At 66.0% G+C, this 24,507-nt stretch carries 21 protein-coding genes and 1 riboswitch; of the genes, 11 read left to right on the top strand and 10 right to left on the bottom strand.

Annotated elements, in window-relative coordinates:
• Together LDO54_RS07840 and LDO54_RS07835 are read right to left on the bottom strand one after the other, a co-directional pair.
• Positions 1-1,071 (bottom strand): FecCD family ABC transporter permease, encoded by a 1,071-nt coding sequence (locus LDO54_RS07840; RefSeq protein ID WP_224008888.1) that lies wholly within the window; start codon positions 1,069-1,071, stop codon positions 1-3.
• A 254-nt stretch (positions 1,072-1,325) separates the two neighbouring features.
• A complete protein-coding gene (locus LDO54_RS07835; protein ID WP_224008886.1) occupies positions 1,326-1,616 on the bottom strand; it encodes a hypothetical protein in 291 nt (96 codons plus the stop codon).
• A gap of 305 nt (positions 1,617-1,921) precedes the next feature.
• On the opposite strand from LDO54_RS07835, the gene LDO54_RS07830 reads away from it, so the two are divergent.
• Positions 1,922-3,310, top strand: a complete 1,389-nt coding sequence (locus LDO54_RS07830) for a sensor histidine kinase (RefSeq protein ID WP_224008884.1) — start codon at positions 1,922-1,924, stop codon at positions 3,308-3,310.
• 70 nt (positions 3,311-3,380) lie between these two features.
• On the opposite strand, the gene LDO54_RS07825 is transcribed toward LDO54_RS07830, so the two are convergent.
• Positions 3,381-4,388, bottom strand: a complete 1,008-nt coding sequence (locus tag LDO54_RS07825) for a sodium:calcium antiporter (RefSeq protein ID WP_224008882.1) — start codon at positions 4,386-4,388, stop codon at positions 3,381-3,383.
• Between the two features lie 97 nt (positions 4,389-4,485).
• Positions 4,486-4,667, bottom strand: a riboswitch (yybP-ykoY riboswitch).
• 152 nt (positions 4,668-4,819) lie between these two features.
• Positions 4,820-5,992, bottom strand: a complete 1,173-nt coding sequence (locus LDO54_RS07820) for a porin (RefSeq protein ID WP_224008880.1) — start codon at positions 5,990-5,992, stop codon at positions 4,820-4,822.
• A 648-nt stretch (positions 5,993-6,640) separates the two neighbouring features.
• Here LDO54_RS07820 and LDO54_RS07815 point away from each other — a divergent pair.
• From LDO54_RS07815 to LDO54_RS07805, 3 genes are all read left to right on the top strand, one after another.
• A complete protein-coding gene (locus LDO54_RS07815; RefSeq protein ID WP_224008878.1) occupies positions 6,641-6,913 on the top strand; it encodes a hypothetical protein in 273 nt (90 codons plus the stop codon).
• Between the two features lie 128 nt (positions 6,914-7,041).
• On the top strand, positions 7,042-7,197 hold the full coding sequence (locus LDO54_RS07810) for a hypothetical protein (protein WP_167371438.1): 156 nt from the start codon (positions 7,042-7,044) through the stop codon (positions 7,195-7,197).
• A 264-nt stretch (positions 7,198-7,461) separates the two neighbouring features.
• Positions 7,462-9,006, top strand: a complete 1,545-nt coding sequence (locus LDO54_RS07805) for a methyl-accepting chemotaxis protein (RefSeq protein ID WP_224008877.1) — start codon at positions 7,462-7,464, stop codon at positions 9,004-9,006.
• Between the two features lie 70 nt (positions 9,007-9,076).
• On the opposite strand, the gene LDO54_RS07800 is transcribed toward LDO54_RS07805, so the two are convergent.
• Positions 9,077-9,769, bottom strand: a complete 693-nt coding sequence (locus LDO54_RS07800) for a phosphatase PAP2 family protein (RefSeq protein WP_224008875.1) — start codon at positions 9,767-9,769, stop codon at positions 9,077-9,079.
• 512 nt (positions 9,770-10,281) lie between these two features.
• Between LDO54_RS07800 and LDO54_RS07795 the strand changes: the two genes are divergently transcribed.
• The gene (locus LDO54_RS07795; protein ID WP_224008873.1) at positions 10,282-10,677 is read left to right on the top strand and encodes a VOC family protein; all 396 of its coding nucleotides are present in this window, start codon (positions 10,282-10,284) and stop codon (positions 10,675-10,677) included.
• A 22-nt stretch (positions 10,678-10,699) separates the two neighbouring features.
• Here LDO54_RS07795 and LDO54_RS07790 read toward each other — a convergent pair whose 3' ends face one another.
• Positions 10,700-12,562 (bottom strand): acyl-CoA dehydrogenase, encoded by a 1,863-nt coding sequence (locus LDO54_RS07790; RefSeq protein WP_224008872.1) that lies wholly within the window; start codon positions 12,560-12,562, stop codon positions 10,700-10,702.
• Positions 12,563-12,723: 161 nt separating this feature from the next.
• On the opposite strand from LDO54_RS07790, the gene LDO54_RS07785 reads away from it, so the two are divergent.
• Positions 12,724-13,677, top strand: a complete 954-nt coding sequence (locus LDO54_RS07785) for a LysR family transcriptional regulator (protein ID WP_224008870.1) — start codon at positions 12,724-12,726, stop codon at positions 13,675-13,677.
• A 432-nt stretch (positions 13,678-14,109) separates the two neighbouring features.
• Entirely contained in the window at positions 14,110-16,257 is a 2,148-nt protein-coding gene (locus LDO54_RS07780) for a putative bifunctional diguanylate cyclase/phosphodiesterase (RefSeq protein WP_224009065.1), read from the top strand.
• A gap of 31 nt (positions 16,258-16,288) precedes the next feature.
• Here the strand turns inward: LDO54_RS07780 and LDO54_RS07775 are convergent, their stop codons facing one another.
• From LDO54_RS07775 to LDO54_RS07760, 4 genes are read right to left on the bottom strand one after another with little or no spacing between them, the layout of a single operon-like run.
• Positions 16,289-17,299: a CaiB/BaiF CoA transferase family protein gene (locus LDO54_RS07775; protein WP_224008868.1), complete on the bottom strand. Its 1,011-nt coding sequence runs from the start codon at positions 17,297-17,299 to the stop codon at positions 16,289-16,291.
• Positions 17,300-17,330: 31 nt separating this feature from the next.
• On the bottom strand, positions 17,331-18,461 hold the full coding sequence (locus LDO54_RS07770) for an acyl-CoA dehydrogenase family protein (RefSeq protein WP_224008866.1): 1,131 nt from the start codon (positions 18,459-18,461) through the stop codon (positions 17,331-17,333).
• A 40-nt stretch (positions 18,462-18,501) separates the two neighbouring features.
• Positions 18,502-20,061 carry an acyl-CoA synthetase gene (locus LDO54_RS07765; RefSeq protein WP_224008864.1) on the bottom strand — a complete coding sequence of 520 codons (1,560 nt, stop codon included), beginning with the start codon at positions 20,059-20,061 and terminating at the stop codon, positions 18,502-18,504.
• Entirely contained in the window at positions 20,040-20,936 is an 897-nt protein-coding gene (locus tag LDO54_RS07760) for an IclR family transcriptional regulator (RefSeq protein ID WP_224008862.1), read from the bottom strand. The genes LDO54_RS07765 and LDO54_RS07760 overlap by 22 nt, the downstream gene beginning before the upstream one ends.
• A gap of 399 nt (positions 20,937-21,335) precedes the next feature.
• Between LDO54_RS07760 and LDO54_RS07755 the strand changes: the two genes are divergently transcribed.
• The 4 genes from LDO54_RS07755 (at position 21,336) to LDO54_RS07740 (ending at position 24,507) form a co-directional block, all read left to right on the top strand.
• Positions 21,336-22,538, top strand: coding sequence for a thiolase family protein (locus tag LDO54_RS07755; protein WP_224009063.1), 1,203 nt, complete (start codon positions 21,336-21,338; stop codon positions 22,536-22,538).
• Between the two features lie 63 nt (positions 22,539-22,601).
• The gene (locus LDO54_RS07750; protein ID WP_224008860.1) at positions 22,602-23,369 is read left to right on the top strand and encodes an SDR family NAD(P)-dependent oxidoreductase; all 768 of its coding nucleotides are present in this window, start codon (positions 22,602-22,604) and stop codon (positions 23,367-23,369) included.
• Positions 23,370-23,612: 243 nt separating this feature from the next.
• Entirely contained in the window at positions 23,613-24,155 is a 543-nt protein-coding gene (locus LDO54_RS07745; RefSeq protein ID WP_224008858.1) for a cysteine hydrolase family protein, read from the top strand.
• Positions 24,156-24,333: 178 nt separating this feature from the next.
• Complete coding sequence (locus LDO54_RS07740; RefSeq protein WP_224008856.1) at positions 24,334-24,507, top strand: hypothetical protein; 174 nt, start codon at positions 24,334-24,336, stop codon at positions 24,505-24,507.

Here is a 24,507-nt window from a genome sequence, read left to right as displayed (position 1 = left end):
TCAGCGCGCACGGCGGCGCAGCGCGCGCAGCACGAACACGAAGGCGAGCGCGCCGCCCATTTCGGTGATCACGCCGAGCGGTATTTCCGCGCTCGCGACGCTGCGCGCGCAGGTGTCGGCGAGCATCAGCGCGATCGCGCCGACCAGCGCGCTCATCGGCAAGACCACACGATTCGAAGCGCCGACGAGCGGGCGCACGAGGTTCGGCACGAGCAGGCCGATCCAGCCGATCATGCCCGCGAGCGCGACGGTCAGCGCGGCGATCAAGGTGGCCAGCGCCATCACCGCGAAGCGGATCGCGTGCACGGGCACGCCGAGGCTGCGGGCTTCGTCGTCGCTGAGCGTGAGGCCGTCGATCAGCGGCGCGGCGAGGCACAGCAGCAGCGTGCCGAGCGCGAGCGGCGCGGCGGCCCATGCGAGATCGGCCCAGCCGGTTTGCGCGAGCGAGCCGAGCAGCCAGTAGACGATGGCGGGCAACTGGTTGAGCGGGTCCGCGACGTATTTGAGCAGCGAGACCAGCGCGGAGAACAGCGCATTGCTGACGAGGCCGCCGAGCAGCAGCGCGAGGATGCCGCCGCGTGAGAGCGCGCCTTCACCGTCCGCGCCGCCGAGCATCGCGGCCGCCGTCACGCCCACGGCCATCGCGGCCACGCCGCCCGCGAACGCGCCCGCTTCGATCCAGAGCCGATGCACGACGGCGCCGCCCAGCACGATCGCGAGCGCCGCGCCGAAGGCCGCGCCGCTGAGCACGCCGAGCATGCCCGGCGACACGAGCGGATTGCGGAACACGGCCTGGCAGGTCGCGCCCGAAACGCAGAGCGACGCGCCGATCAGCGCCGCCGCCGCGAGACGCGGCAAACGCGCGTCCAGCACGATCGCGTGCAAGAGCGCGGCGTGCGCGGGCGACGCATGCAGATGCAGCGCGGCGAGCACGGTCAGCGCCACTTGCGCGGGCGCGAGCGGGAAGCGTCCCGCGCACAGACCGATCAACGCAGCCAGCGGCACGCACAGGGCCGCGACGCTCAACGCGAGCGCGGGGCGCGCGCCGAATCCCGACGCGAATCCGCTCAATACGCGATAAACCCATCGCGATCCGATTCGGGCGGATTGATAAAGCGGACTAAAAGCGAATTGAAAGAATTGACGCGTCTTCGATATCGGCATTGCAGCGGGCGATATGGCGCGCGAGCGCCACGATGCTTATTTGAGGCGACAAGTCTGTCTTGCCGAAAATCGAGATATCTTATCGGATATATCGAATGACGGTAAACGAGACGTGCGACAAATTAGCACGCCAATAATCGAAGACGTTCAATAATGCCCCGTTATTGGGCGCATACCGATCGTGTGATCGCCGGGAATTCGGAAGCGGAGGGATGACCGAGCACATAACCGCAGCGCGATGCCGATACGGCCGCGCGGTCAGAAGGCGCATTCGGATATGAATCCTTTTCGTCGGCGGCGGTCGTGCCCGAAAGCCAGGCGCGATAAAGCTGCGCCTTGACCTGAATGGGCTCGACGCCGTGGCGTCCGGCGGGGTTCGTGGCGGCCAGCGCGGAGACGGCGGGCAGGGCGGTGGCGAGCGAGAGCAGGCAAAGCAGAAGCGATCGTTTCATGGCGGGTTTCCTGTGGATCGAAAAGAAAGACGGCCCGGAATACCGGACACGAAATACGAGCCGCGATGCAGGAAAATACGCGTGCGAATACCGTCTGGAATCCGCGCCGAAATTCCCATTGCCGGGCTCGTGATTCGGTATTTTGCGCGCCGGTCACGACGGCTTCATTGCCTGAGAATTAAACTTTATTTATTGTGTCGATCGCCGGAAATCGGGGCATTTACGGCCATTATCCAAAATTAAATATTTTTTCATGTTTCGGTGAGTGCGGTTTGCGATACTGGACAGCCACGCGGGGAAATACGATGAAAATGAGTCTCTGGCGCAGCACGACATTTCGGCTGCTCTCGATCTATGCGCTGGTGTTCTCGGCGTCGATGTCCGCGCTCGTCTATCTGAATTACTGGCAGTCGGCCAGCTATACCGCGCGCGAGGCCGACTACAACATCAACTGGCAGTTCGCCTACTTCTCGGCGATACCGTCGCAGCAGGTCGTGGCGCAGCTGGAGGCGCACATCCGCAGCCAGTTGCAGCGTCCCGTGAACTTCTACGGCCTGTTCTCGCCCGACCGGCGCTGGCTCGCGGGCGATATCGGCGCGTTTCCGTCGCGGCTCGCCTCGAACGGCGTGGGCGTCTGGGGCCCGCTCACGCTGATCGGTCCCACGGCGGGACGGCCGCAATATCTGCGCACGCGCGCGACGCGTCTGCCCGACGGCAATCTGCTGGTGGTGTCGCGCGACGTGGGCGAGATGGCGCGGCTGCGCGAGACCATGCTCGGCGGTCTCGCGGGCAGCGCGGCCGTGGTCATGCTCGGCGGGCTCGGCGTGGGCGTGCTGGTGTCGGCGGCGCAATTGCGGCGCGTGAAGGCGGTGCGCAGCGTCGCCCAGCAGATTGCCGGCGGCGATCTCGACGCGCGCCTGCCCGCAGGCGGCCGCGACGAAATCAGCTGGCTCTCGCAGATCGTCAATCACATGCTCGACGAAGTCTCGCGGCTCATGCATGAAGTGAAGGGCGCATGCGACGGCATCGCGCACGATCTGCGCACGCCGCTCGTGCACGTGCGCACGCGTCTCGCGCGCGTGCCGCTCGAACGGCTCGACGGCGAGCACGCGGATCTGATCGAACAGGCCTCGCACGGCGTGACCGACGTGCTCAAGCGTTTCTCGGCGATGCTGCGTATTTCGGAGATCGAAGCAATGCGGCGGCGCGCGGGATTCGGCGACGTCGCGCTCGACACCTTGTGCCGCGAAGTCGCGGATCTCTATCAGCCGCTCGCGGCCGACAAGGGCGTCGATCTTGCGCTGCAACTGGCGCGGGTGCCCGCGGTGCGCGCCGACTACGCGCTGATGTTCGAGGCGCTCGCCAATCTGCTCGACAACGCCATCAAGTTCACGCCGCCGGGCGGCCGCGTGGAATTGCGTCTCGCGATGGGCGCGCAAGGCCCGAGCGTGCACGTGAGCGACGACGGCCCCGGCATTCCCGACGCCGAACGCACGGCGGTATTCCAGCGCTTCTATCGCAGCGAGCGCACGCGCGAGGCGCCGGGCTCGGGCCTGGGCCTCTCGCTCGTGCAGGCCGTGATGCGCATGCACGGCTTCGGCCTCGTGCTCTCGCACGCGCGGCCGGGGCTGCGCGTGACGCTCGATTGCTGGACCTATGCGGCGGCGCGCCCGCGCGATCAGGAGACGATCTGAGCGCGGCGGGCGCACGCATCGGCAGGCTATTTGCCGCGCGCCATTTACAACGTGCTTTAGAGCGCGTTTTTTACAGCGGAATCACGAACAGCAGCGCCGCGAACACCGCATAGAGCGCGCCCACGTACGTGAGCTGGCGGCTCTTGACCTGCGGCGCGCGGAACGACCATTGCAGGAACAGGATCGCGATCATCGTCATGGTGGCCGCGAGAATCGACGGCGAGCCGAGATGCCACGGCGTGAAGAACAAACCGAACGCCGTGGGGATGGTCGCCTGGATCATCATCGCGCCGCTGATGTTGGCGAGCGCGAGCCGTTCCTTGCCCTGACGCACCCAGATGATCGCGTTCATGATTTCCGGCAGTTCGGTCGCGATCGGGCTGAACAGCAGCGCCGTCAATTGCGGGCTCAAGCCGAGCCACGGACCCACGGCGCTGATCTGCTGCACGAACAGATGCGAGGCGAAGAAGATCACCGCGAGCGCGCCGATCACCTGCACGCCGATCCAGAACATCGACGGATTCGCGTCGCGCGGGCGCAGCTTGAGCGGTTCGAGTTCGATGCTGTCCTCGTCGCCGCCGCCTTCGTCGCTCAGCTCCTTCCAGCAATAGAACGCGTAGGCCGCGAGAAACGCGATGCCGAGCAGCGGCTTGAACTGGAACACCACGAGGCCGAGGCCGATCTTCACGACGAAGATCGCGAGGAACCAGAGCTGGTCGCGGCGCAGGCGGCCGGTGTCGGCGTCGACGGCGGCGGCGCGCGCGCGGCCCACGCGTTTGGCCGTGGCGAGCAGCGCGAAGCCGACCACCGCGTAGGCGATCGTGCTCAGCGCGAGCGGGCCGCCGATGGCGGCGCCGACGCCGATTTCCTTATGCGCCGCGTCGGTGCCGAACGCCACCGCGACGAGCGTGACCACGCTCTCGGGCAGCGCCGTGCCGAACGCAGCGAGGATCGTGCCGGTGGCGGTCTGCGTGATGTTGAGTTTCTGGCCGAGCCATTCGACACCGTTGACGAAGGTCTCGCAGGACAGATAGATGATGCCGGCCGCGGCAATGAGCAGGGCGAACGTCCAGATCATGACGTGCGCTCCGATGCGGACATGCGGCGGCGCGTGCTGCGATTCGTACGGTGAATTGTGCGGGGATGCGGGGGCATTATTGTTTTGACATTCCACGGGCCGGACGTTTCTGGGACCAATGACGCAATCCTCCCGCCCAGCCCGGGTACGGAGGAAGACGTCATAGGTCTCGTCAGGCCGAAGAACGGCTGCCGGCGCCATGGCATTGGGTGCCAATTATGTTGACGGCGGCGCTTCGCGCATCGCGCGCAAAGCAGACTACTCCCCTAAGACCCGCGCATTATAACCGAGGTTGAGGCGCGTGCCGAGTCGGCGGCTTGCGAATGAAAAAACGCGCAGGGCGTCGCGTGACGCACTGCGCGTGAAGGCAGCGCCACGCCGCCTCGCCTGATGCAGCGGGGCAGCGAGACGGCGCGTGCGGCAAGCCGAGATCAGAAGTGGTGGCGGATGCCGACCATCGCCATGGCCTGCTTGTTGGTCGATGCGTCGTTGCCGAAGTCGCCGAACGAGGCGGTCGCGCCGACGAGCGCGCCCGTGTCCGCGTCGATCGTGCGGCCCGACGCCTGCTGGTAGCCCGCGAGCGCGTAGATGTCGGTGCGCTTCGAGAGGAAGTAGTCGCCGCCGAGGCTGAACTGGTTGTAGCTCGCCGTCACGCCGTTGCCGCTGCCCTTCGTGTAGTTGTAGCCGAAGCCGACCACCGCCATCGGCGTGACCTGGTAGTTCACGAAGAACTGGCCCGTGTTGAACTTGGTGTCGCTGTTCGAACCGGCTGCGCTCTGGTAGTTCGCGTAGTCGACATTGCTGTACGCGAGGCCGAAGGTCATCGGGCCGTAGCTGTAGTCGCCCACCGCGCGGATGATCTGCAGCGAGTTGGCCGACACGAAGCCGCCCGTGATCGCCGGCGAGTCGACGTTGACGTCGGTGTTCGGGTTCAGGCCGTCGAAGGTCGCGGCCGTGCCGCTGTCGCTGTTGGCCTTGAAGTAGCCCGCGCCGAAACCGAACGGACCGTGGTTGTACGCGGCCGCGATGGCCCACGTCTGGCCCGCGCCCATGCTGCCCGCCTGGCCGCCGAATGCGTACATCGCGCTGACCTGCAGGCCCGCGAAGTTCGGGCTCGTGTACTTGATCGAGTTGCTCGTGCGGTAGCTGTTGTCGTAGTTGTCCATGTCGCCCGGCGTGGCGAACGCGGAGCCGAACGTGACGTCGTCGGTCATCGGCTGCAGCAGGTCGATCAGCGGATCGTACTGACGACCCAGCGAGACCGTGCCGCCTTGCGTCGAATTCAGGCCGACCATCGCGGTCCGGCCGAACAGACGGCCGCCCTGGCCCGACTTGCCGTTATCGATATTGAAACCGCTCTCGATCTTGAAGATCGCGGAGAGGCCGCTACCCAGATCTTCCGTGCCCTTCAAGCCCCAGAGGTTCGGCGACACGTTGCCGGACATCATCTGGAAGGTGTTGCCCGATCCATGGGTGCCCTTCTGATTGCCGAAGAAGGCGACGGACGTGTCGAGCGCACCGTAGAGCGTGACGCTGCTTTGCGCGTGCGCGACGCCGGCGATCGAAGCCAGCGTGGCGGCGAGGGCGAGAGCGGTTTTTTTCATTGATGGATCTTCATTAAAAGGTTGCGTGTGAGAGCGTGTGCTTCATGTATTTGAATGACGGCCGGGCAGGCAATCCCGCCGAATTCAGGGGCGATTATGCGTAACGTGTCCGTTTGACGAATTTGAAAAACGGAAAGACTGAGTTTCAGAAAACGCATCCGCGCGCAGAGGCCGTGTTCACGGCGTTGCAAGGCATTCACTCATGCAGGTGTTGTTTTTTTGCGGCTGTTTGCGGGGCGTTCGCGCGCAAATCATGCTGCTTTTCAAGCCTCGTTTGCGCGGCGGCGATCGGTGCATACGCACAGATCGAGACGGATCGAGGCGAATCGAGACGATGTGCGAGCGCGACGTGTTCACGTTTCGTTGATGTTTCGATCGCATTTTTGAATATCGCCAGGCACGCGCGCGGCGCGCCTTCGCCTGAAAGCCGGACGCAAGCGCAGTGCTAGCGCAGTTTCATCCAGGTGTTATCGAAATACGGCTTCGTGTCTAAACATTTCTTCATTTTCCTGCGGATATTCGCGCAGGTTCGCGCCTCTATCCTTGCCGCATGAATCGCGTTGCAGCAGAGCAATGCATCGGGAACCGGCGCATGACGCGCGCGGAACAGATCCATGTCGACGGCGAGATGCCGCAGAGGAGTGCGAGATGAAAAAGAGCTGGAGTCGCGCGGGTGCCGCGCTGATGTTGTCGTTGTCTGTGTCGATGGCGTTGTCGACGTTTGCGCATGCCCAGGACGCGAGCGCGCCGGCCGCGGCGAACGCGCCGGTTCAGCAGACGCAGGCGGCAAGCACGAACGCCGCCTGGAATAACGACGGCACGGCGCACATCACGCGGGCGCAGGTGCGTCACGAACTCGTGCAGGCGCAGCAGGACGGCGAACTGAAAACGCTCAATAGCACGCTCTACGCGCATCACTGAGCCGGACGACCGACACGCGCTATCGAGCGCGCGTTGATCGAGCGCACTTCATGCAGCGTCACGGCAAACCAGGCCGCGCGTCGTGACGGCAATTCGCAAGCGCGGCCACTAATTCGAGTTTCGATCCCATGAAATCACGCATTGTCACTTATGTTGTGCGCGCGGCGCTGTGCGTCGCGGCCGCCGCCGCCATGTCGGGCTGCGCCAGCCTGCATCCGCAGCCGAACGGTCCCGGCGATTGCGTCGGTCCGCCGGACTACTGCGTGCCGTTCTTCGGCTCGTAACGAAGTCACGGCCGTTTCATCGCTGTTCGGTGACTGGCGCGGCGCGCGGGGAAAAATCCCGCGCGCCGCGCGCGTTTTGGGTGTGTTGTTTCGTCGGACAAATAACGCGCTCAGTCACCTCTTTCTCCGCTTACTGTCCCCTTTCCACCGAGCTTCAGTTCGCCGCCAGCAGGCCGTTAACCAGGAAGGCGCGGCGCACGCGCCGTTACCCCATCCCTGTTATTCGATAAACGTCGCCCCACAAAGGCGTCTGGAGCTCTCGCAGTGTTTGCCCGACTCTCTATTTCGGTTCGCCTGCGCATCGCGGTCGGCGTGCTGGCTGCGCTGATCGTGGCGGCCGGCGTCGCCGGCCTGATCGGCATGTCGCATTCGAACGCGGCACTCGGCTATGCCTATTCCAATCAGCTTGCCGCCGCGATCGACATCGGCAAGTCCAATCTCAATCTGACCATCGCGCGCACCACGCTCGACCGCATTCTGCTGCATCCCGATTCGCCGGACGTGCCGCAATTGCTCGACAAGGCGCAGACCTATCTCGACACCTCGCACAAGGCCTGGGAGGACTATCGCGCGCTGCCGCACGACGCCGACGAGCAGGCGCTCGCCGAGCAGGTGCAGACGGCGCTCGGCGCGATGTTCGATCAGGGCATTCATCCGCTGATGGCGTCGGTCAAGCAGGGCGACCGCGCCGCGCAGGACGAGATCGCGATGAAGCGCATTCCGCCGCTCTCGGTCGCGCTCACGAAGGCGTCGTCGACGCTCGAACAATGGCAGAAGTCACACGGCCAGCAGACCTTCGACGGCGCGCAGGACTTCTACGCCGCGCTGCGCGCGGGCAGCATCGCGCTGATCGCGCTCGGTCTGGGCGTGGCGCTGATGTGCGCGATTGGCCTGCATCGCGCGATTGCCGTGCCGCTCGCGAACCTGCTGGGCGCCTTGCAGCGCATCGCGGCGGGCGACCTGACCGCGCGTCTGGACGTTCGCACGCGGGACGAAATGGGCCGCCTCGTCGCGGGCTTGCAGACCATGCAGGACGAACTCGCGCGCACGGTGCGCAAGGTCTCGCATAGCTCGGCGTCGATTGCGTCGGCGACGCGCCAGATCGCGGCGGGCAACGACGATCTCTCGCAGCGCACCGAGGAACAGGCCGCGTCGATCCAGCAGACCGCGGCCAGCATGGAGCAACTGACCGCGACGGTGAAGCAGAACACCGAGCACGCGCGCACGGCGCAGTCGCTCGCGGGCAGCGCGCAGGAAGTGGTCGAGCGCGGCGCGCTGGTGGTCGGCGACGCGGTGCAGACGATGGACCGCATCGACCGCAGCTCGCAGAAGATCGCGGAGATCACGGGCATCATCGAAGGCATCGCGTTCCAGACCAATATTCTCGCGCTCAACGCGGCGGTGGAAGCCGCGCGCGCGGGCGAGGAAGGTCGCGGTTTCGCGGTGGTCGCGGGCGAGGTGCGTTCGCTCGCGCAGCGCTCGGCGGCGGCGGCGAAGGACATCAAGACGCTGATCGGCGAGTCGGTGGAGCACGTCGCGACGGGCGCGCAGTACGTGCGTTCGGCGGGCATGACGATGACCGAGATCGGCGAATCGATCGGCCGCGTGACGACCATCATGACCGAGATCGCGCACGCGTCCGAGGAGCAGCGCGACGGCATCGAGCAGGTCAATCTGGCCGTCTCGCAGATGGATCAGGTCTCGCAGCAGAACGCGGCGCTCGTCGAGGAAGCGGCGGCCGCGGCGATGTCGCTGACCGAGCAGACCGATGCGCTGCGCGAAGCCGTGGGCGTGTTCAAGGTGGCGTGAGTTTCTGCGCGCTCGCGCTTCGATTGTGCTTCGATTGTGCTTCGGTCGCGCTTTAATCACGCGGCGGTTATCACACCGCCTTCGCGACCGAATGCGCGAGCCGCAGCAGATCGTCGAATTGCGTGACGAGTTCGAAGCAGACGAGAAACGCGCACATCGCGGCGGGACCGGGAAAGCGCATCGTCCACGCGAGCACGGGCGCGGCAGTGTGCTTTCTCACGGCGTCGCGCGTCATCGCATAGGTGATCGCGACGCCGATCGCCGCGCCCGCCAGCAGATCGGTCGGATAATGAAAGCCGAGATAGGCGCGCGGCAAACAAATAAACAGCGCGGCATAAAGCAGCGCGAGCGCGCCGATTCCGCGCCACACCAGAAATATCCCCATTGCAATCGCGATCCACAGCATCGCGTGATCGCTCGGAAACGAACTCCAGTCGCTCAATGCCGCTTCGCGCAACGACGACGAAGCGAAATGCAAATGGAGTTCGGGATTGAAAATCGGCCGTTCGCGAAACGGTAAAAAGCGCGCGAGCAATCGTCCGGCCGCGAGCGCGATCAATCCGCTCGCGAGCGTGGCAATCGCCATCTCGCGCCGCCATTCGCGGCGCTCGCCCGGCTCGAACCAGATCCACAGCAGCAAGGGAATCAGCAGAAAACCCTTGAATGTATAGAGTCCCGCGATCGTGCGGATCGCGTGGTTCATCAGCGGCGTGAGATGGATCTGGGTGAGCCAACCCAGAATGACGGTGTCGAAACTGTTCATTGTTGTGGGGCCATCTCGCGGTTTTCCTTATCGTCTTGCCCGAAATACAGCGCTTTTTTGCGTGGATTCTGCGTGGATTCCGTCTGGAGCGCAGGGCGTTTCGCATCGTAGATTTCGTGCGTCAGCGAATCGGTAAAGAATCGAAAGCAAATGTAAGTCGTGGCGTGGTGGCATGAATCACGCGTCGGTGTGTTCGATTAAGTGACGCAAGGCGCTGATGGTGGCGTGCGAATTCGCGGCGGTTACGAACCGACACAGTTCGTTTCGTTTGCGAACGAATGCGTGCCGTGCGAATTGTCGGAAGAAAAGGGCGCTGGCCGTAGCGGTTTATTCGACGCCGCGAATTTGGGCCGGAACGACTTTTAGCCCTCGCGTCGGAAGCGTCGAGCTTCGTGAACGGCATTTTTTTGCGGGCCTGGTGTGTCGATCCGCTGCGTGTCAGACTCGGGGCGATGCGCGTGACAACACGCACCGTTCGCACCAAATGCCCCCGACAAGGAGCCGCCCGCACGATGCTTTCCCACCTCTATATTGGCGTGAACGACTTCGACCGCGCCTTCGACTTCTACGCGCCGATCATGCAGGCGCTCGGCCAGACACTCAAGTTCTGCGAACGCGAGCATCCCTGGGCGGGCTGGATGACGCCGGGCGTGGCGCGTCCGCTCTTTATCGTCGGCGCGCCGTTCGATGGTGCGCCCGCCGAAAGCGGCAACGGTCAGATGGTGGCGCTGCTCGCGCCCACGCGCGCGGCGGTCGACGCGGTGCACGCGCTGGCGCTCACGCACGGCGGCAGTGACGAGGGCGCGCCCGGCCTGCGCCCGCGTTACCACCCGAACTACTACGGCGCGTACTTCCGCGACCCCGACGGCAACAAACTCTGCGTCTGCTGCCACGATCCCGCGCCGTGAACCCGCCGACCCAACGCGCGCCTCAGAACCACGCGTCCCGCATATCCAGCGTCGTCCGGTCGAGCGACGCGAGCAGATCGAATTGCGCGCCCGTCTTCGGCAGTTCCCACGCGAAGAAGTACTGCGCCGCCGCGAGCTTGCCGCGATAGAAGTCGGCATCGTCGCCGTGTGCCTGCGCGTTTGCGTGCTTCAACGCCGCGCGCGCCGCGAGCGCCTGTTCGAGCCACACCCACGCCACCACCACATGCCCGAACGCTTCGAGATACACCGAGGCGTTCGCGAGCGTCACATTGGCATCGCCCGCGGCCCACAATTGCTGCGTGACCGTGAAGAGGCGCTTCATCGCCGCGTCGAGCGCGCGCGCGTGCGTCGCGTCCTGCGCGTCGCCGCCCGAATGCGCGCGGTCGATCGTGGCCTGCACGCGCTGCGCGAACAGCTTGAGCGCCGCGCCGTCCTTGATGACCACCTTGCGGCCCAGCAGATCGAGGCCCTGAATGCCGTGCGTGCCTTCGTGAATCGGATTGAGCCGGTTGTCGCGATAGAACTGCTCGACGTTGTACTCGCGCGTATAACCGTAGCCGCCGTGCACCTGGATCGCGAGATCGTTGGCGGCGAGACACCATTGCGACGGCCAGCTTTTCGCGATCGGCGTGAGCAGATCGAGCAGCAGTGTGAGCGGCGCGCGCGTGGCGTCGTCGGGGGCGCCGCCCGCTTCGTCGACGAGCTTCGCGCACCACAGATTCAGCGCGAGCGCGCCTTCCACGTAGCTCTTTTGCGCGAGCAGCATGCGGCGCACATCGGCGTGCTCGACGAGCTTCACCTGCGGCGACGCCGGGTCCTTGCCCGCCGCGCCGATGCCGCGTCCCTGCGGACGATTGCGCGCGTAATCGAGCGCATGCAGATAACCGGTGTAGCCGAGCATCGTCGCGCCCAGACCCACGCCGATGCGCGCCTCGTTCATCATGTGGAACATATAGGCGAGGCCCTTGTGCGGCTCGCCGACGAGATAGCCGATCGCGCCCGCGCGGCCGCCCGGCGCGTACTTCGTGCCTTCGCCGAAATTGAGCAGGCAGTTCGTGGTGCCGCGATAGCCCATCTTGTGATTGAGGCCCGCGAGCACGACGTCGTTATGCTCGCCGCGCGAGCCGTCGTCGTTGACCAGATACTTCGGCACGATAAAGAGCGAGATGCCCTTCACGCCGGGAATCAGCTTGCCGTCCGGGCCCGGAATCTTCGCGAGCACGAGATGGACGATGTTCTCCGAGAGTTCGTGCTCGCCGCCCGAAATCCACATCTTGTTGCCGCGCAGCCGATACTGCGCGCCGAGCGCCGAGTCGCCCTCGAAGTCGGCGCGCGTGGCGACGTCGGACAGCGACGATCCGGCCTGCGGCTCCGAAAGACACATCGTGCCGAAGTAGCGGCCTTCGAGTTCGGGCTTCACGAAGGTGTCGATCTGCTTCTCGCTGCCGTGCGCGAGCAGCAGATTCGCGTTGCCGATGGTGAGGAACGGATACGCGCTCGACCCCACGTTGGCGGCCTTGAACCAGGCGAAGCCCGCTTTTTCGACGACCAGCGGCAACTGCATGCCGCCGTACTCGTAATCCTGGCCCGCCGCCATCAGGCCCGCTTCGCAGAACGCCTTCAGCGCGGTCTTCACTTCGGGGATGATCGTGACGGTCTCGCCGTCGAAATGCGGCTCGTGCTGATCGTTCTTCTTGTTGTGCGGCGCGAACAGGTCGGTGGCGATCTTCTCGCAGGTGTCGAGCGCGGCGTCGAAGGTCTCGCGCGAGTGATCCGCATAGCGCGCAATACGCGTGAGCCGCTCGACGTCGAGCCATTCGTAGAGCAGGAAGTTCAGGTCACGGCGGGAGAAGATCAGCGACATGGCGGGCGGGCCCTCGGTTGGGAAGGTGCCTAGACTACAGAAAATAGAACGAGCGTGCTATTGGTGATTTCTCCAGCCTCTCTATATAGAGAGGAGGCGCTTCCGCGTACAGGGAGAATCCGGCATCATCGGCGCTCATCCTCCCGAAATGCGAGATGCCGATGGATCGACTCGACGCCATGTCCGTGCTCGTCGCCGTGGTCGAGGCGGGCAGCCTCTCGGCGGCGGCGCGCCGGCTCGGCATGCCGCTCGCCACGGTCAGCCGCAAGGTCAACGAACTGGAAGCGCATCTGCGCACGCGCCTGCTCACGCGCACGACGCGCCAGCTTGCGCTGACCGAGGCGGGCGCGTCCTACGTGGCCGCGTGCCGGCGCATTCTCGAAGAGGTTGGCGAGGCCGAGCGCGCCGCGACGGGCGAGTACGCGCAGCCCAAAGGCGAACTCGCGCTGACGGCGCCGGTGGTGTTCGGGCGGCTGCACGTGCTGCCCGTCGTCACCGAATTCCTCGCGCAGTATCCCGAGATCGACGTGCGGCTCTCGCTGGCGGACCGCGTGGTCAATCTGATGGAGGAGCGCGTGGACGCGGCCGTGCGCATCGGCGCGCTGCCGGACAGCGCGCTCGTCGCCGTGGGCGTGGGCGCGATTCGCCGCGTGGTGTGCGCGAGCCCGGCCTATCTGGCGGCGCACGGCGTGCCGCGCCAGCCGCGCGATCTGGCCGCGCATCAATGCGTGACGTTCGAGGGTGTCGAAGGGCGCACGTGGGCCTTTCGGGACGGAAAGGAGCCGTCCAGGGATGCGGCGAAAAACGCGCTCGTGCCGCAGCCGGTGACGTCGCGGCTCGCGGTCAATACCGCCGAAGCCGCCATCGACGCCGCGCTGCAAGGCGTGGGCGTGACGCGCGTGCTGTCTTATCAGGTGGCGCAGGCGGTGCGCGAGGGGCGGCTCGACCTGCTGCTCGAAGCGCACGAGCCCGCGCCCTGGCCGGTGAGCCTCGTGCACGGCGGGCAGACGCCGCTGCCGCTCAAGCTGCGCGCGTTTCTCGACTTCGCGACGCCGCGTCTGCGCGCGCGGATCGAGGCGGCGCGCATCGGCCCCGACGCGGGCTCGCAGGTCTGAGCGCCCTGGCGAGCCAGGCATTGCCGATGCGCGTGATTTCCGCAAAGACGGCAAAAAAGCTGCGGAAACGAGCGATCAAGCGAGCGACCTGACAAGCGGCTCAACCACGCGCGTCGACCAAAACGCCAGCAAACGTTTGCAAATGCTGATCAGAAACGGGGTTTATAAGGATTTCGCGCGATTGTGCCGTAGACTTGCGCGCGGGACGCGCGCGACGTTTCGCGTTCCTTTGTTTTTCGAAGGTCCGATCCGCCCGCTCCGACACTCCTGGTTCGCTGGCGCGGCTCTGACGGCCCGGCGCCCGCACGCGACGGCGTCGCCGTCCGGTCCCTGAGAGACCGCCGCGCATGGCCTGAAGCCGTGCTATTGTCCTGCCGCCTCATGCGCTATGCATGACGCGCAAATTTCAGGCTCAAAGGAGGCCGACCTGTGATGAATGTGCTGGGCTGCATCGTCTACAAGCACAATCCGTGGCTCGTGATCGTGGCGGTGCTGATTTGCTGCGGCGGGTCGTGGGTCACCGCGAGGCTGGTGCGGCGCGTGTTCGCGACGCGCGGCCTGCAGCGCGCGGGCTGGCAGTTCCTCGCGGCCGTCACGGCCGCCGTCGCCATCTGGTGCACGCATTTCGTGGCGATGCTCGGCTTCGAGCCCGGCGTGCCCGTGAGCTTCGACCCGGTCCTCACCATCGTTTCCCTGCTGATCGCGCTCGGCGGCAGCTTCGCCGCCTTCGCCGTGGCGGGCAGCGGCTTCACGCGCGCGGCGCCCGCGATCGGCGGCGCACTGGTCGGGCTCTCGATTTCGCTGATGCACTACACGGGCATGATGGCCTATCGCGTGCAGGGCATCGTCGCGTGGAATCACACGTATCTGATCGCGTCGATCGTGCTCTCGGTCGTGTTCGGCGCGCTCGCGCTCGACCGCGCGGCGCGCGGCACGAACGCCGCTGCAAAGCAGCCGAGGCACGCGGCGCAAGGCGGCGCGACCCTTCAGGCCAATCTGCAGGCGACCGTGCAAGGAAGCCCCGCCCCGAAAGACACGGGCTCGGTGGCCAGCGTCACGCTGCTGCTCGTGCTCGCCATCGCCACGCTGCACTTCACGGGCATGTGCGCCTTCACGGTCACGCCGGTGCGCATCGCGGGCGAGTTCTCGAATCCGGCCGCGTTGCAGGCGCTCGCGCTGTCGGTCGCGGGCATGGCGTTCATCATCGCGGGCGCGGGGCTCGTGAGCTATCTGCTCGACGACACCGTGCGCGCCGAATCGGTCGAGCATCTGCGCACCATGGCGATGAGCGACATGCTCACGGGCCTGCCGAACCGCGCGAGCTTCAACGAGCGGCTCGACGTGGAGATCGCGCGCGCCGCCGCCGAGGACGGCAAGCTCGCGCTGGTCGGCATCGATCTGAACCGCTTCAAGGACATCAACGATCTGCGCGGCCATCACGCGGGCGACGAGGTGCTGCGCATTCTCGCGCGCCGCTTCACGAGCCTCGTGCGCGAGGGCGAGTTCGTCGCGCGCGTGGGCGGCGACGAGTTCGTGGCGCTGCAGCGTTTCGCCGACCGCGAGGCGCTCGACGATTTCCTCGGTCGTCTCGAAGACGCGCTGTTCCGCCCGATCCGCTACGACGACTGGGAAGTGGTCTCGGGCGCGAGCCTCGGCGTGGCGATCTATCCCGACGACGCCAGCAGCAAGGCCGTGCTGATCAATAACGCCGACCTCGCGATGTACCGCGCGAAGGCGGCGCTCACGCGCTCGGTGTGCTTCTACGAGCCGACGATGGACGAGACGGCGCGCGCGCGCCGCACGCTCGCGGCCGACCTGCGCGACGCCATCGCGCGCGGCCAGTTGAGCGTGCATTACCAGGTGCAGACTTCGGTGAATGGCGGCATTTGCGGCTACGAAGCGCTGCTGCGCTGGGAGCATCCGCGCCACGGTTTCGTCTCGCCGGGCGTGTTCATTCCGCTTGCGGAGGAAAACGGGCTGATCCTGAGCATCGGCGCGTGGGTGCTGCGCGAGGCGTGCACGCGCGCGGTCACGTGGCTGCCGCCGTACAAGGTGGCCGTGAATCTCTCGCCCGTGCAGTTCGCGCACGCCGACCTGCCCGCGCTCGTGCGCGAGGTGCTGGCCGACACCGGCCTGCCGCCCGAGCGGCTCGAACTCGAACTGACCGAATCGACGATCTTCGCCGACCGCGCGCGCTCGTTCGAAGTGCTTCAGCACATCAAGGCGCTGGGCGTGAGTCTCGCGCTCGACGACTTCGGCACCGGGTATTCGTCGCTCGACACGCTGCGCAGTTTTCCCTTCGACAAGATCAAGCTCGACCAGTCGTTCATCAGCGAAGCCGAATCGAGCCGCCAGGCGACCGCGATCATCCGCGCCGTGCTCGCGCTCGGCAAGAGCCTCGGCATTCCCGTGCTGGCGGAAGGCATCGAAACGCAGGATCAGTTCGATCTGCTGGCGGGCGAGGGCTGCGACGAGATGCAGGGCTTCCTGCTCGGCCGCCCCGCGCCGCTCGCGCAACTGGTGGAAAGCGGGCAGATCCAGTTGACGGAGCCGCGCAACCGTTACGCCCCGGCGAACTGAGGTTCGCCCGGCCGATCAACGAGTCGTCCCGCTAATCAAAGGCCGTAAAACGCGGCGCGCATTCCGGCATCCACGCGCCGTCCGAGTGCGTGAACGCGCCGCGCGCCGCGTTATGCGGATGATGCGGCGCCTCCGCGAGTCCGAGCACCGGCGAGACGCACGCATCGCTGCCCGCGAACGCATCGACCCACGCATCGCGCTCGCGCGTGGCGATAATCCGCTCGATGCGCGCCGCGATCGCCGGCCAATGCGCTCGATCGCGCTGCGGCAGATCGAGCAGATCCTCCGCGCCGATCCCCTTCAGAAACGCGGCATAGAACGGCGGCTCGATGCAGCCCACCGCGATCCAGCCGCCGTCGCGGCAGCGATAGGTCCGATAGAACGGGGCGCCGCCGTCGAGCAGATTCTCGCCGCGCGCGTCGCGCCACTGACCCGCCGCGTGAAAGCCGTACATCATGCTCATCAGCATGGCCGCGCCGTCGGTCATCGCCGCATCGACCACACAGCCCTTGCCGCTTGCCCGCGCGCGCAGAATGGCGGCGATCACGCCGAACGCCAGCACCATGCCGCCGCCGCCGAAGTCGCCGACGAGATTGAGCGGCACGACCGGCGCGCCGCCCGTTTCGCCGACCGCGTGCAGCGCGCCCGAAATCGCGATGTAGTTGATGTCGTGACCGGCCGTATGCGCGAGCGGGCCGTGCTGGCCCCAGCCCGTCATGCGTCCGTAGACGAGCGCCGGATGGCGCGCGCGGCACGCCTCGGGACCGAGGCCGAGCCGCTCCATCACGCCCGGACGAAAGCCTTCGATCAGCGCGTCGGCCTGCGCGATTAGATCGAGCGCGCGCGAAACGTCGTCGGCGCGTTTGAGATCGAGCGCGACGTGCTCGCGGCCGCGCGCGAGCGGGCCGTCGGGCAGCGCCTCGCCCGCGCGGCCGATGCGCGTCACGCGCGCGCCCATCTGCGCGAACAGCATGCCGCAGAACGGCGCGGGCCCGAGACCCGCGAACTCGACGACATGCACGCCTTCCAGCGGCTGGATCATGCGCGGTCTCCCCGTGAGATGAGCGCGCGCATCAGAGCGTGCGCGCGATGATTTCCTTCATGATCTCGTCGGTGCCGCCGTAGATGCGCATCACGCGCGCATCGACCCACGCGCCGCCGATCACATACTCCGACATATAGCCGTAGCCGCCGTGCAGTTGCAGGAATTCGTCGAGCAACTGGTTCTGCAGTTCGGTGGCATTGAGCTTGGCCATGGCCGCGTCGACGGGCGACAACTCGCGGCGCAGATGCCGCGCGATGCAGTCGTCCACGTAGATGCGCACCATCTCCGCTTTCGCGCGCGCGTGCGCGAGCTTGAAGCGCGCGTTCTGAAAATCGAAGATCGCCTGGCCGAACACCTTGCGCCCGCGCGTGTACTCGATCGTGCGCGCGAGCATGCCTTCGATCGACGCGACGGCGCGCACGGCGATCACCAGACGTTCCTGCGCAAGCTCGCGCATCAGATACGAAAAGCCCGCGTTTTCCTCGCCGAGCCGCTGCGTGACGGACACGCGCACGTCCTCGAAAAAAAGCTCCGACGTATCCTGCGCGCGCAGGCCGATCTTCTCGAGCTTGCGGCCTTTTTCGAAACCCGGCGTGCCTTCCTCGATCACGATCAGCGAGACGCCCTTGCCGCCGAGTTCCGGCGCGGTCTTGCAGACCACGATCACGAGACTCGCGTTCTGACCGTTCGTGATGAAGGTCTTCTGACCGTTGATGACGTAGTCGTTGCCGTCGCGGCGCGCGGTCGTGCGCACGGACTTCAGGTCGCTGCCGGTGCCTGGCTCGGTCATCGCGATTGCGCCGATATGCTCGCCGCTCGCGAGCTTCGGCAGCCACTCGCGCTTTTGCTCCTCGGTGCCGTAAGCGTGGATATACGGCGCGACAATGTCCGAATGCAGCGGGAAACCGATGCCGCTCGCATTCACGCGCGCGAGTTCCTCGATCAGAATCGCCGCGTGGCCGAAGTCGCCGCCGCCACCGCCGTATTCCTCGGGAATCGTGCAGCAGAGCAGGCCTTCCTCGCCCGCGCGCCGCCACACCGATTTCGGCACGATGCCGTCTTTCTCCCACTGCTGATGAAACGGCGCGATCTCGCGCTCGACGAAACGGCGGACCTGCTCGCGGAATAATTCGTGGTCGTCGCGGAACACGTTACGCATGGGTTGTCTCCTTTCTTATGGTGATATTCTGGATGCCGAATTAAATTGCGGCGCCAGGATTTTCTGGGTTGCGATAGCGTTCCTTCAGCAGCCGGCGCAGCAGCTTGCCGTTGTCGTGACGCGGCAGCGCGTCTTCGAAATCGACGGAACGCGGCACCTTGATATGCGAAAGACGCTCGCGGCAGAACGCCATCAATTCGTCGGCGAGCTGCGGGCTGGCGGCGTCGCGCTCGCGCAGTTGCACGATGGCCTTCACGCTCTCGCCAAACTCGGCATGCGGCACGCCGATCACGGCGGCGTCGGCCACGGCCGGATGCTCGCTGAGCACATTCTCGATTTCCTGCGGATAGACGTTCACGCCGCCGCTGATGATGAGGTCCGCGCGGCGGTCGCTCAGATAGAGGTAGCCTTGCGCGTCCACATGGCCAATATCGCCATAGGTGGCCCAGCCGTGCCGATTGCGCACGCTCCGGGTCTTCGCGGGATCGTTGTGATACTCGAACGGCGGCCCGCCTTCGAAGAACACGCGGCCGATCTCGCCCACGGGCAGATCGCGGTCGTCCTCGTCGACGATATGCAGCGTGCCGAATTTCGCGCGCCCGACCGAGCCGCGATGCGCGAGCCATTCGTGAGAGTCGATCGCCGTGAGCCCGACGCCCTCCGAGCCCGCGTAATACTCGTAGATCACCGGGCCGAACCAGTCGATCATCTGTTGCTTGACGAGCGGCGGGCAGGGCGCGGCCGCGTGGATCGCCACTTTCAGGCTGCTCACGTCGTAGCGTCGGCGCACCGCTTCGGGCAGCGCGAGCAGGCGCACGAACATCGTCGGCACCCATTGGCTGTGCGTGACGCGATAGCGTTCGATGGCGGCGAGCGCGGCCTCGGGATCGAACTTCTGCATGACGATGCTGCGCCCGCCCGTGCGCAGCATGCGCACGAGATAGCGCAGCGGCGCGGCGTGATAGAGCGGCGCCGTGCTCAAATACACGGAGTCCTCATTAAATCCGAAACTCTTGCGCCATGAGGCCGTTTCGGTGTCGTCGATCGTGCGGCGCTCCCACGGCACGAGCGGCTTGAGGATGCCCTTCGGCAGCCCCGTGGTGCCCGACGAATAGAGAAAGTCTCGGCCCTGATCGCACTCGGGCAGCGGCGCGCGCGTGTCGGTGTCGTCGAGCGCGGCGTCGAGCGAGGCGAAGCCGGGCGGCGTGACCGCGCCCGTCATATAACAGGCCACGCCGTTCAGCGCGCCTTCGTCGGCGAGCGTCTGCGCGAGTTCGCGCATCGTCTGCGAGACGATCAGCACGCGCGCGCCGCAGTCCTGGAGGACGTGCGCGACTTCGCGCGTTTTCAACTGGATGCTGATGGGGGTGAAATACAGACCGGCGCGCTCGGCGCCGACGGCCGCGATGGCCAGGGCGGGGTGATTCTCGAACAACAGCGCGATGCCGTCGCCGGGTTGCAGGCCTAGCTGGATCAGCCAGTGCGCGACCCGGTCCGCGCGTTCGTTCAGTGTGGCGTAGGTGAGGACCTCGTCGGTGCCGGCAAGGCGCAGGGCTTCCTTGCCGGGTGCTGCGGCTGCTAGTTCGCGGACACGCTCCACGGTCTCGTCTCCATATCGTGCGCGGCGCCAGTCATGCTGCCGAGCGCTGCCTCCACGCGCCTGACCAGCGACATCAACCGCGGGGCGATGTCGTCGGTCAACTGGTTGCCGCTGATGTTGAATACCGCAATGGAACAGCTGAAAACCCAGTACTCGTCGTCGATGGGCGACGCCAGCGGAATCGCCACCGAGTGAATCTCGCGCTGCATGTCGCCGTGCGACACCGTGCAGCCCTGCTCGCGCAATTCCTGCTGCGCCTGCGTGAGGCGCTGCGCGAGCAGCTCGCCCTTGGCCGGATCGCGCGTGAGCGTTTCCTGCAGATAGCGCTCGCGTTCGGCGCCCGGCACCGTCCACAGATACGCGCGGCCCGAGGCCGTGCGCGACAGCGAAAGCCGCGTGCCGATCTCCGAGCGATAGACCGCGCTGCCCGCGCCCTGCGCGACTTCGGCGTAGGCGAGGTTCAGGCGGTAACCGACGGCGAGCGTCACCTGGCCCTGACAGTAATCGGCCAGCTCCTGCATCATCGGCCGCGCGATCTGGCGGATCGTCATGCGGCCGAGCGCAGGCGCGGCGAGGCTCAGCATCTCGGTGCCGAGCACGTATTTCGAAATGCGCTCCGAGTAGCGCAGCATGCCGAACTCGCACAGCGTGTTGATGAGCCGCAGCGCCGTGGGCTTGGGCAGGCCGGTGCGCTCCACCAGCTCGCGCGCCGACAGCTCGGACGCGCCCATCGAATAGCACTGCAGGATCCGGATGCCGCGCGCGAGTGCGCTCACGAGCTGCGATTCGTTGGTCGACTCGTTGGTCGACTCGTTGCTCGAGTCGCTGGACGATTCAGCGGCGTCGTCGGTGCGTGAGGTGGCCTGGTCGGTCATGTCGGATTCCTTCTTCGGGGGATGGGCGCGCCGGGTCAACACGGGGCGCCTTTTGGCAAACCCGGCATTCTAGCTTTCCCCTTCGTGGCGGAACAATTTTTCAAGACGACTGGCTCATTTTTCGTGAAATTGCGACGCTTTGCCGCGCCCACGGCCCGTCTGGCCGGCTCGGTGGACGCGTTCAGCCGCGCGCAACTTCGGGAATTCGGACTCTCAGGCTCGCTTGGCCGCTTTCGATATGTGGCTATCGTCGCATGAAACGGTTTAAATGATCCTGATGGATCGAAAAATGTTTACCACTATTGAAATTGTGAGATGGGTCGGTGTATTTTGATTCGCGAGATTCATTTTTCCGTCATTCGGCAGCATCAACCCATCTCCAACACTGAGCGAACCATGATCCAGAGCGCGGTAATCGTCGATGCGGTGCGCAGTCCCATGGGCCGGACGAAGGCGGGCGGCGCCTTCGTCGACCTGCATCCGGCCGACCTGCTTTCGCAGTTGATCCAGCAACTCGTCGAGCGCAACGACCTCGACCCCGGCACCGTCGACGACGTGATCATCGGCTGCGTGAGCCAGGTGGGCGAGCAGGCGACCACGCCGGGCCGCGTGGCGTGGCTCGCGGCCGGTTATCCGCAGCACGTGCCGTCGACCACGGTCGAGCGCAAGTGCGGATCGAGCCAGCAGGCCGTGCATTTCGCGGCGCAGGCCATCATGGCGGGCGTCAACGAGATCGTGGTGGCGGGCGGCGTGGAGTCGATGAGCCGCGTGCCGATGGGCAGCTCGCGCCTCGATCGCGATCAATATGGCGCGCGCTTTCATGCGCGCTATCCGCAGGGGCTCGTGGGCCAGGGCGTGAGCGCCGATCTGGTGGCGCAGAAGTGGGCGCTCACGCGCGAGATGCTCGACGCGTATTCGGCCGAGTCGCACCGCCGCGCCGACGCCGCGCGCGCCGCCGGTCACTTCGCGCGCGAGATCGTGCCGATCGAGGTCCGCGACGAACAGGGCACGCGCGGAGGCACGCGCCGCATCGACGCCGACGAAACCATCCGCGCGGGCACCACGGTCGAGCGTCTCGCGGGCCTCGCGCCTTCATTCGAAGACGCCGCGCTGGCCGAGCGTTTTCCGGGCATCCGTTTCAACGTGACGGCGGGCAACGCCTCGCAGATTTCGGACGGCGCGGCGGCGCTGCTCGTCATGAGCGAGAAGAAGGCGGCGCAACTCGGCTTGAAGCCGCGCGCGCGCATCGTCTCGTTCGAGGTGCGCGGCGACGACCCGCTCATGATGCTGACCGCGCCGATTCCGGCCACCGAGCATCTGCTGCGCAAGGTCGGTCTGAAGATCGACGACATTGCGCATTTCGAAGTCAACGAAGCGTTCGCTTCGGTGCCGCTCGCGTGGCAAAAGGCGCTCGGTGCCGATGCCGCGCGTCTCAATCCGGCGGGCGGTGCGATTGCGCTCGGGCATCCGCTGGGCGCATCGGGCGCGCGTCTCATGACGACGATGCTCAACGCGCTCGAACGCAGCGGCGGCCGTTACGGCTTGCAGACGATGTGCGAGGCGGGCGGCATGGCGAACGCGACGCTGATCGAGCGGCTTTGAACGCGGCATCGACGACGGCATCAACGAACGTAACGAAAGCTGAATACGAAAGGAGACGAACGAATGGACCTCAAGGGAGCTGTGGCGGTCGTAACGGGTGGCGCATCGGGGCTGGGCCTCGCGAGCACGAAGCAGTTGCTGGAGAAGGGCGCACAGGTCGTGATCTGCGATCTGGCGGGTTCGCGTGGCGCGGCGGTGGCCGACGAACTCGGCCCGGCGGCGAGCTTCGTGGCCGCCGATGTCACGAACGGCGACGAGATGGCTGCCGTGATCGACGCGGCCACGCAGCGCGGCACGCTGCGCGCGCTCGTGCATTGCGCGGGACGCGGCGGCGCGGTGCGCCTGATCGAAAAGGACGGCTCGCCGGGCTCGCTCGAAGCCTATGAAAACGTGGTGCGCGTGAATCTCGTCGGCACCTTCAACGTGCTGCGTCTCGCGGCGGCGGCGATGGCGCGCAACGCACCGAACGCGGCGGGCGAGCGCGGCGCGTGCGTGCTGACCGCGTCGGTGGCCGCGTACGAAGGGCAGATCGGGCAGGTGCCGTATGCGTCGTCGAAGGCGGGCGTGGTGGGCATGACGCTGGTGGCCGCGCGCGATCTCGCGAGCAAGGGCATTCGCGTCTGCACGATCGCGCCGGGGCTGTTCGATACGCCGATGCTCGCGCGTCTGCCCGAGGAGATTCGCGACTCGCTCGGCAAGATGGTGCCGTTCCCGCCGCGTCTGGGCGCGCCCGACGAGTTCGCCGCGCTCGCGATGCATATCCTCGAGAATCCGATGCTCAACGGCGAAACGATTCGTCTCGATGGTGCGATTCGCATGCAGCCGCGTTGAACGTCACGATTCGCGCGCGTTGAATTTTGCGTTGACGCGCGCCGCGCGCGTGTTGCATCATCGTCCACATGAACTTCATCGCGCGCCCGCTCACTACGACGACCACGACCGCCTCTGGCGGGTCGTGAGGCCGATACGCGCGCAAGTCACCGAGCATCATCGTATCGATCCCAAGGCCCCGCCGAATACGGACGGGGCCTTGTCGTTTCTCCGTCCGCCATCGGCTCTTTATGGAGAAACGTTGTGTCCGACCTCGCCCCATCCCGCCGTGCATTGTTGATCATCGACATGCAGAACGGCCTGTTCAACGGCGCCGAATCGCCCCACGAAGGCGCACGCGTGCTCGACAACATCAACCTGCTGATCGCCCGCGCGCGTGTTGCGAACGCGCCGATCTTCGCCGCGCGCCACACCGGCCCGAAGGGCTCGCCGATCGAGCCGGGCAGCGCGCTCACGCAACTGCTGGCGGACCTGCACGTGGATGCCGCGCACGATGTCACCTTCGATAAAACGCGTCCGAGTTGTTTCGCAGGCACCGATCTCGCACAGTGGCTGCGCGACGCGAAGGTGGACGAACTCGCGATTGTCGGCATGAAGACCGAGTATTGCGTCGATACGACCTGCCGCGCGGCGAGCGAACTGGGCTGGCGGCCCGTGCTGATTGAAGACGCGCATACGACCATGGACTCGCCCGCGCTTTCCGCGCAGGCCATCGTCGCGCATCACAACCGCGTGCTGAGCGGGCCGTTCGTCAAGCTGGCGCGCGCCGCCGACTACGTGTTCTAAGGCTTCGCACCGTGCAGCGAGGTGTCGTCATCGGTCCCTGACTGACGCCTTTCATAATATTGCAAAGAATTACGCCGAGAATCTGTGCCGATCTCCACGCGAACGTTGTGACGACAACGTTTGCGTGTCGGCTTTTTATCGCACCGATTTAATTCGTACTCTTGAGCAAACAAGGACCATGAGAAATATCTTGCCGGATGTATCGAGGTTGGGAAGACGCCTGCTCGGCGGCGGCGCACTGTGTCTCACGGTGCTGATCGCGGCGTGCGGCGGCAACGACGACAAGACGCCCGTCGCCAACGACGCGGCGAACGCGGTCTGCACGACGGCGCATTGCGCGCCCGCGCCCTGA

The sequence above is a fragment of the Paraburkholderia tropica genome, from assembly GCF_914484835.1.
In the GTDB taxonomy this organism is placed as follows: domain Bacteria; phylum Pseudomonadota; class Gammaproteobacteria; order Burkholderiales; family Burkholderiaceae; genus Paraburkholderia; species Paraburkholderia tropica_A.
This window is presented reverse-complemented; position numbering and strand designations above follow the sequence as displayed.